Consider the following 6,317-nt stretch of genomic DNA (forward strand, 5'->3'; position numbering starts at 1 on the left):
GTCGCGTGAGCGTGCCGACCGACGTCCTGCTGCTGTGCTGGCGCGACACCGGCCACCCGCAGGGCGGCGGCAGTGAACGGTACCTCGAGCGAGTCGGCGCGGAACTCGCCCGTCGCGGATCACGCGTCACCCTGCTGACCGCCCGCTACCGCGGCGCCCCCCGCAAACAGATGCGAGACGGGATCCTGGTGCTCCGGGCAGGCGGCCGACTCACCGTGTACCCGCGGGCCCTGGCGACGATCGCGGCGGCCCGGCTCGGGCGCGGCCGCCTACGAGCTCGGGTGCCCGACGTCATCGTCGACACCCAGAACGGCGTGCCCTTCTTCGCCCGCCTCGTCACCCGGACACCGACGGTGATCCTGGTGCACCACGGTCACCGCGAACAGTGGCCGGTCGCCGGCCCCGTCTTGTCGCGCCTGGGCTGGTTCATCGAATCCCGGCTGTCGCCGCGCGTGCACCGGCGGAGCCGCTACGTGACCGTGTCGGACCCGTCGGCCGCCGAACTGGAACGCCTCGGCGTGGACCGCGACCGGATCACGGTGATCCGGGGCGGCGTGGACCCGATCCCCGCCGCGGCGAGAACCGACGCCCCCCGGACCGCCCACCCCGCGGGAGACGGCGTGAACCTCGTCGTGGTCTCCCGACTGGTGCCGCACAAGCAGATCGAGCACGCCCTGCAGGCCGTCGCGCGCCTCGCGGTCCGCGGCGTCGACGTGCGGCTCGACATCGTCGGCGACGGCTGGTGGGCCGACCGGCTGACCACCGCGGTCGCCGACCTCGACGTCGCCGACCGGGTGCGATTCCACGGCCACGTCAGCGACGTCCGCAAACACGAGATCCTGGCCGCCGCCGACCTCCATCTGATGCCGTCACGCAAGGAGGGGTGGGGGCTGGCCGTCATCGAAGCGGCCCAACACGGCGTCCCGACCATCGGCTACCGCAGCTCCGCGGGACTGGTCGACTCGGTGATCGACGGGGTGACCGGCGTCCTCGTCGACGACACGGACGGCCTCGTCTCCGCGACGGCGCAGCTCGCGGTCGACGCCGCCCGACGCACCGCCCTCAGTGCTGCGGCCCGGTCACGGTCCGCGGACTTCTCGTGGCACCGCACGGCCAACGGTTTCGTCGACGTCTTCGCCGCCCTCCGGAACTGATCGTCGCCCTGCGGAACTGATCGTCGCTCTCGCAGGCGGGAGGCGTCAGCCGACGGTCGCGGGGTGGGCGGCGAACCGTTCGGGACGCATCAGCGCCGGCAGGATGAAGCCGATCAGTCGGTCGACACGGTCGAGCAGGTCGACGCCGCCGGCGACGATCTGCGAGCTGAGCTGGACGCCGACGAACGAACCGATGATGAACTCGGCGGCGTCGGCGGGCACCACCTCCGGCCGAACGTCGCCCTCGGCGATCGCCCGTGTCACCAGGCGCCGGGAGGCCTCGATCCAATCCAGGTAGGCCGGGATCGGCTGCTCACCGCGATTGAACTCGAGGATGAGCCCGATGCCGGCGCGGATCACCGGGTCGTCGGCAGCCAACCGGGCGAACTCGCGGGTCAACTCGACGATCGTCGTGATCGCGTCGGCGTCGGTGGCGGTCACCCGATCGATGAGGGCACGAGAACGGGCATGCTGCTCGTCGATGACGATGCGGGCCAGCTCGTCCTTCGACTGGAAGTGGAAGTACAGGGCCCCGCGCGTGACCCCGGTCTCGTCGACGATGTCGTTGAGTCGGGCGCGTTCGAATCCGAGACGACCGAAGACCCGCGCGGCACCGTCGAGGATCTGACCGCGGGTCGCGACGGCTCTCGCCTGTTTGGCCACGAAGCCTCCCGCCTCTGCGCTCGCCCTTGGTGTGTCCGCCCGGTCCGACCGTGGCGACGCCGTAGATCTTGCCGGTATGTACAGGGGAGTATAAAGTTTCATACCGGTGGACCGGTTTCCGGTCCCGACGCTGGGGCTGCGAGATCGGCTGGAGACACGGAGGAGTCCGCCGAAGAGCCGAGGGGTGCCTCAGAGGCGGGACCGGCGCCGGACAGCCCACGTCCCGCGCCCCCGACGGAGCCGCGCGGCCCAGGCGACGACCCCGGCGAGCAGACAGGCCGCCCAGGCGCCGTGGGCGATCCCGGTCGCCACCCAGCTCGCAGTCGACGGGCTCGGTGCGGGCACCGCGTCGGGAATCTGATACACCGACACGTGATCGCCGGTCGTCACCGGCGGACCGGCGGCGGCCAGCAGTCGCGGGGGCGGCGCCTCCTCGACCACCACCCAGCCGACACCGAGCGACGCCAACAGGTGTGGATCACCGCCCCGGTCGAGCGCGTCGACCACCTCCGCCACCCGCCCGTCGGGTGCATCGACCGAGGTTCCGTCGACGGTGAGTTCGCCCGAGGCCAACACCGGGGCGTCGATCATCCGCGGCAGCGGCGACAGCGACGGACCGCGCGTCCACGAGAGTCGACGGACCTGGTCGGACGGCCACAGTGCGACCGCCGAACCGCCGCCGTCCCCGATCGCCGCGACGGCCCGCGGGTAATCGGCGGGGTACGCCACCGGCCGGATCCCGCCGGCCCCGACGAGATCGGGCAGCGGCGCCACCACCAGGGCGACGACGGCGACGCCCGCGAAACCGGCGGGCACCCAGCGGCGCAGCCGGGCGACGCACGCCGCGGCGGCGACGGCGACGAACGGCACGGCCGTCGCCACGAACTTCTGGGTGTCGCGCAGCAGCCCGGCACCCGGTACGTGCTCGAGAACGCCGTCGAGCAGCCACAGCCCCGGCGCGGTCGCCGCAGCGGCCACCGCGATCACGCTCACCGCGGCGAGCACCGCGAGCAGCCCGACGACGCGGGCCTCCGGTGAGTCCCGCCGGCCACCATTCATCCGGTGACCTCGCGCCAGGTGCACCGAGCCGACGGCCACCACGGTCACGAGCAGCGCCGTCGCGACGAGCGCCCACGGCGACGTCCGACTGCCCGGCACCGCCTCGGCATTCCAGATGCCGCCGAGACCGAGCAGGGTCCCCAACGTGCCCAGGGCCGGTTCGGCGCGAGCCGCGAACAGGGCTGCGCCACCCGACCCGCCGACCGCGGACGACACGGCCGCCCCGACCAGCCACGGTGACGCGGTGACCGCCCACAGTGCCACGATGCCGACCGTTCGGCGCACGGGCAGGCGGACGGCGACGGCCGCAACGGCGGCCACCACCAGCGCCAACACCGAACCGGTCGGCGTCAGTCCCGCGGCGGCGAGCACGCTCGCGAGCACGGCCCACCGTCCGAGCGTCGACCGTCCGGGCGTCGACCGGAGTCCGGGCGTCCACTCCGGGACGCCCGACGTTCCGGTTCCGGAGGTGCGGGCCCCGGATTCCCGGGCGAGGCGCATCACGGCGAGCACCGTCCACCCCAGGGCCGCATACCCGGTCAGCAGACTCCACTGCCCCTGCAACAGCCGCTCGGCGACGAACGGGTTCCACACGGCCACCGTGGCCGCGACCACCTGGCCGGCGGTGCCGGCGTCGGGCACCAGCCGACCGGCGAGACGGCCGTACCCGATCGCGGCGGCGAAGACGGCGACCGCCGTGATCGCGGGCACCAGGGAGCTGCCGTCGATCCACGGTGAGACGACCGCGAGGAAACCGTCCTGGGGGACGGCGCGTGGTGCCGATCCGTCGATGCCGAACGCGGCGGCGGTCGCCGACCACTCAGGAACGGCGACGGCGTCGCGGTACAGCAGATGCCCGGCGCTCGTCGACCACACGAACAGCGGCCCGCAGATCAGCGCCGTGAGCAGGCCGCCGACCGCGTAGAGCACGATGTCAGTAGTGGTAGGTGTCGGTCGGCGCCGGCATGTGATCGTTGATGCCGTAGTCGCTCGGGACGATCTTGTAGGCGCGGGCCAACTCGAGGATCTTGGTGGCGCGGGCGATGCGCGGCAGGTCCGAGCCGTTGCGGATCTCACCGCCGTCGGCCTCGAACTCGGTGAAGAACTCGCGGGCCCACTTGATCTCGTCCTGCGACGGCGAGAGGCCCTCGTTGACCGGTGCGCACTGATCGGGGGTGAGACAGATCTTGCCGGTCATGCCGAACTCCGCGCTCACCGCCGTCGCTTCGGAGAGTTTGAGTGCGCTCGACCCCACGGTGGGGCCGTCGATGGCCGACGGCAGGTTCGCGGCCTTCGCCGAGATCGTGAACCGCGACCGCGCGTAGGCGAGGGTGGCGGGTTGATCGCCGAAGCCGGTGTCGCGGCGGAAGTCGCCGATGCCGAAGGCGAGTCGGAAGGTTCCCTTGGCCGAGGCGATCTCGGTGATGCGTTCCAGGCCGCGCGCGGTCTCCACGAGGGCGACGATCGGCACTCCGGGGACGCGGCGCGCCGTCTCGGTGATGTGGTCGACCGACTCGACCATCGCCAGCATGATGCCGCCGATCGACGTCTTCGACAGCGCGGTGAGATCAGACGACCACCAGGGTGTGCCGAAACCGTTGATCCGGACCCAGTCGGAATGACCGTCGTTCAGCCAGCGCACCACGTTGTCGCGGGCGCGGTCCTTGTCTTTGGGTGCCACGGCGTCCTCGATGTCGAGGACCACGATGTCGGCGCGCGACCGGTGGGCGGGCTCGAACCGGTCGAACTGTGTGCCGTTGACCAGCAGCCAGCTCCGCGCGAGGACCGGGTCGATGCGGGAACCGACGTCGGTGGGGTCGGGCTCGGTGAAGGGCTCGCTGTCGTACATCGACTCTTTACGCTCGTCTCGGACTCGGGGTGGGATGCTGCCGAGCAAGTCTATCGTGACGCGGGCAGGCAGACTGTTCAGCATGGTCGACGTCGCCGCACGCGTGCGCCGCGGGTCCACCGCGGCGTCGCTCGGGTGGGTCACGGCGGGAACGCTGCTGGCCAATCTGCTGGCCTATGCTGCGCAGATCCCGGCCAGTCGGGTGCTGGGGACCGACGGTTTCGGTGAGTTCTCGGTTCTCAACGCGGCCATGCTGGTCGCGTCCGTCCCGGCCCTGGCCGTTCAGACGGTCGTGGCGCGCGAGGTGGTGCGGGGGACCGCGCGGCGGCGGCTGTGGCGGTTGATCGCCGGAGTGCTGCTGGTTGTGGCCGGCGGCGCGGTGATCGCGGTGGCGGCGATGATGCGGATCGCGCACACCGGTCTGGCTCCGACGGCGGCCGCGCTCGCCGGTGCCGCGCCGTTGGCGGTGATCGCGGGCGGGCAGGGATTCCTCCAGGGGGCGGGCCGGTTCCGGATGCTCGGCGGTGTGCTCGCGGGTGTCGGTGTCGCACGATCGGTGCCGGTGGTCGCCGCCGTCTACGCCGGCGCCGACGCCACCGGCGCCCTCGCGGCGGGTACCGCGGGCACCGTGGTGGCCGCCGCGGTCGTCGTCGCACTCACGGGACGTCGCCGGACGCGGGAGACTCCGGTCGGTGCGGGAGTCGATGCGGGTCCGGGGAGCGGTCCGCGCGTGGGGCTCACCGACGTGCTGGCCGCCTCGGGCGTCCAGTTCGTGATGATCGTCGCCGTCTCGGTGGACCTGCTGCTCTCCCGCGCGGTGTTGACGCCCGGCGATGCGGGCCTCTACGCGTTGGGTGCGGTCGCCACGAAGGCGGCGTTCTGGCTGCCGCAGGCCATCGGCGTGGTGGCCTACCCGCGGCTCGCCGATCCGGTGCGGTCGGCGGCGGCCCTGCGCCGCGCCGCGGTGGTCCTCACCGGAATCGGCGTCGCGGTGACGGCCCTCGCCGCCGTCGGCGGACCGCTGGTCCCAGTGGTGATCTCCGAGGACTACCGGCCCGTCGCGGGGTTGATGTGGCTGTTCGCGCTCACCGGATCGTTGTTGGCGGTGCTGCAGCTGTTGCTCCTGGCGGCGATCGCGCGCGACCGGGCGCGCGGCGCGGTCCCGGCCTTCGTCACCCTGGCGGTGGAGGTCGTCGTCATCGCGACCTGCGTGGAATCGGTGGTCGGGCTGGCTGCGGTGGCGGCGATCGCCGCGGCGACGGCCGTGGCCGCGACCGCCGGTTATTCGACCGTGGTCGGTTAGGCGTATTCGGGTCGGATGTCGGGCACCTCTGAGCTGCCGGCATCTCTCACAGCGACCGCGGCGTCAGTCCGGTTCTGGTGGTTCTGGTGGTGTCGGTGGTGGGTCGGGGTCTGTGGTCGGGAGCAGTTCGGCGTGGTGGATGGTGTTGATCTGCCACCGATGGGGTCCGCCGGTTGCCGGTCGCCAGTGGACGCGTCCGGTATGGGGGCCGGTGGCCGCGATGCGGGTTTCCCATTGGCCGGGTGCGGTGCCGACGGTGCGGTTGTGGCTGCCGCAGGCCGCCCCGAGG

5 protein-coding genes and 1 pseudogene are annotated in these 6,317 nt (G+C 72.5%); 2 read left to right on the forward strand and 4 right to left on the reverse strand.

The features are described from left to right. Positions 1-5: 5 nt before the first annotated feature. On the forward strand, positions 6-1,154 hold the full coding sequence (locus G528_RS0106275) for a glycosyltransferase family 4 protein (RefSeq protein WP_026918230.1): 1,149 nt from the start codon (positions 6-8) through the stop codon (positions 1,152-1,154). 45 nt (positions 1,155-1,199) lie between these two features. Here the strand turns inward: G528_RS0106275 and G528_RS0106280 are convergent, their stop codons facing one another. From G528_RS0106280 to G528_RS0106290, 3 genes are all read right to left on the reverse strand, one after another. Then, a complete protein-coding gene (locus G528_RS0106280; protein WP_026918231.1) occupies positions 1,200-1,817 on the reverse strand; it encodes a ScbR family autoregulator-binding transcription factor in 618 nt (205 codons plus the stop codon). 189 nt (positions 1,818-2,006) lie between these two features. Then, a complete protein-coding gene (locus tag G528_RS0106285; RefSeq protein ID WP_026918232.1) occupies positions 2,007-3,806 on the reverse strand; it encodes an MmpA family trehalose lipid delivery protein in 1,800 nt (599 codons plus the stop codon). A gap of 4 nt (positions 3,807-3,810) precedes the next feature. Beyond that, positions 3,811-4,725 carry an HpcH/HpaI aldolase/citrate lyase family protein gene (locus tag G528_RS0106290; RefSeq protein ID WP_026918233.1) on the reverse strand — a complete coding sequence of 305 codons (915 nt, stop codon included), beginning with the start codon at positions 4,723-4,725 and terminating at the stop codon, positions 3,811-3,813. An 82-nt stretch (positions 4,726-4,807) separates the two neighbouring features. Between G528_RS0106290 and G528_RS0106295 the strand changes: the two genes are divergently transcribed. Continuing rightward, entirely contained in the window at positions 4,808-6,028 is a 1,221-nt protein-coding gene (locus tag G528_RS0106295) for a polysaccharide biosynthesis protein (protein WP_035719195.1), read from the forward strand. Positions 6,029-6,091: 63 nt separating this feature from the next. Here the strand turns inward: G528_RS0106295 and G528_RS18935 are convergent. Next, positions 6,092-6,317 (reverse strand): annotated as a pseudogene (locus G528_RS18935) (HNH endonuclease signature motif containing protein); the annotation flags it as partial.

The sequence above is a fragment of the Gordonia shandongensis DSM 45094 genome, from assembly GCF_000423025.1.
GTDB classification, from domain to species: domain Bacteria; phylum Actinomycetota; class Actinomycetes; order Mycobacteriales; family Mycobacteriaceae; genus Gordonia; species Gordonia shandongensis.